Raw genomic sequence first — 1,727 nt, forward strand, 5'->3', positions numbered from 1 at the left:
GGGATGCGAATGTCAAAATCAATCCACTAGGACTTCCAAAAGACGGTGCGCCTCGGCGCTGCGGGAAAGCGCGTCGGCGATCGCAAGGTTAGCGATCGTCAGCGACCGAAGAATCTGATGGCCGGCGATGGGCGACAGCTCTCGATGAACCTGGGCGTCGATCGCCGCGCTGGCGAGTTGGCCGCCCGCGGCATATGTATTGCGGAGCATCCGTTCATATGCGTGCAACGCACCGACGAACCGTGCGACCGGATCGACCTGCCCGTCTTCGGGATCGTCGCCCGGTGTCTCAGCGCAGACCGGTGGCGAGGTCGGAGATGACGCGCATGCCAACGGCGAGCATGCCAAAGCCGGCGGCAAGCGCGATGGCGAAACCGACGATTGCGACGAGTCGGGCGACTGGACCAAGATCATTGCCGATTGCTCCCCTTTGACGAACCGGGAGCAGCGCGACCCATTGTCGCGGCCCGTCCGGCTCAGCGGTGGCTTGCGATCTCGGTGGCGTGACGGCGACCCCGAGATTCTCGGATATAGGTTTTTCGGGGGTGGTGGTTTGCCCACCTTTCTCCTGGAGCAGCTCCGCCGCATGGCGACGGTTGCGCGCGCCCAGCACTGTCACTGCCTCGGCGATGTAGGTGTCGATCGTGCCGACCGCCAAGCCGGTGATCGCCGAGATCTCCTCGGAGGTACGTCGCGCATAAACGTGACGCAGGCACTCGTGCTGCCGCGGCGTCAGTCGCGAGCGATCAGCCTGGGTCGCCATCGTCGGATCCATTCCACGGAGATAGTCCCCGTTAAAACGAAGTAAAGTAGAACCGTTTCGGGGTGAAGAGGCGGGGCTGGTGCGACGAGGAGACCAGGCTGCCGCCGCTGCCAGCCATCATCGTCGAGATTGCATGAACCGCCCTCACCGCGTTCCTGTCGGGACACCGCGCCCACCGGCCCGATCCATAGGATCGCCTCGATTTGCGTGGCTCAAATCAGGTGGGATGCCGAGTTATCGCAAGGCTTTGTTGTCACGTCAGAAACACCGGTCGGTGCCCGGTCATGTTTTGCACGGGGTCGTGAAGCTGCGATGCCACCACATCATCATAGCTGCCACGCAGCCAACGCTGCTGATCTTCATGCGGCAGGGTGGTAATAATCGCTTTTGAATGAAAGGCTGCAACCAGCGCATTAAGCTCGTGGGTCGCCTATCTGTCGCGCTACACCCACCGGGTCGCCATCTCGAACAGCCGTCTCCTCCGGTTCGACGAGGGCGGGGTCACGTTCCGATACAAGGACTATCGCCGCGGCGGCGCCGACCGCCAGCAGGTCATGACGCTGGCTGCCGACGAGTTCATCCGCCGGTTCCTGCTGCACGCCCTGCCGCGCGGGTTCCACCGCATCCGTCACTATGGCCTGCTTGCCAGCGGCACCCGGCGAACCAGCCTCGAACGCGCCCGCCAGTTGCTCGCGGTCGCAGCCCCGGCGGCCGATGACGCGCCCCTCGAACCGGCCAATGCCCGGCCACCATGCCCGTGCTGTGGCGGGCGCATGGTCATCATCGAGACCTTCGAGCGTCGATATCAGCCCCGCGCACCGCCCTTGGTCATCAGCGCATCCGGGCGCTCAGGGTCGTGACCCGGCACGGCATATCCTCGATCGCCCCCGCTGCGACCGTGTCGCGGGGAACGCAGGACGCTGCGTCGAGCCCACCCACAGCACGAAGCCGCTGCGCGGCAGAG

Annotated in this window: 2 protein-coding genes and 1 pseudogene; 1 reads left to right on the forward strand and 2 read right to left on the reverse strand. The window is 64.7% G+C overall.

Annotated features, from left to right (window positions below):
* Positions 1-18 precede the first annotated feature (18 nt).
* Together QU44_RS16895 and QU44_RS16900 are read right to left on the reverse strand one after the other, a co-directional pair.
* The gene (locus QU44_RS16895; RefSeq protein WP_033923578.1) at positions 19-210 is read right to left on the reverse strand and encodes a hypothetical protein; all 192 of its coding nucleotides are present in this window, start codon (positions 208-210) and stop codon (positions 19-21) included.
* Positions 211-289: 79 nt separating this feature from the next.
* Positions 290-763: a helix-turn-helix domain-containing protein gene (locus QU44_RS16900; RefSeq protein ID WP_197054375.1), complete on the reverse strand. Its 474-nt coding sequence runs from the start codon at positions 761-763 to the stop codon at positions 290-292.
* Positions 764-1,188: 425 nt separating this feature from the next.
* Here QU44_RS16900 and QU44_RS16905 point away from each other — a divergent pair.
* Positions 1,189-1,623: pseudogene (locus tag QU44_RS16905) on the forward strand (transposase); the annotation flags it as partial.
* Positions 1,624-1,727 lie beyond the last annotated feature (104 nt).

Source organism: Sphingomonas sp. 37zxx, assembly GCF_000786205.1.
GTDB lineage: Bacteria > Pseudomonadota > Alphaproteobacteria > Sphingomonadales > Sphingomonadaceae > Sphingomonas.

Excerpts from the sequence above, each read along its gene's own strand:
- QU44_RS16900 (WP_197054375.1), bottom strand. The coding sequence starts at position 763 with ATGGCGACCCAGGCTGATCGCTCGCGACTGACGCCGCGGCAGCACGAG.
- QU44_RS16895 (WP_033923578.1), bottom strand. The coding sequence starts at position 210 with ATGCTCCGCAATACATATGCCGCGGGCGGCCAACTCGCCAGCGCGGCG.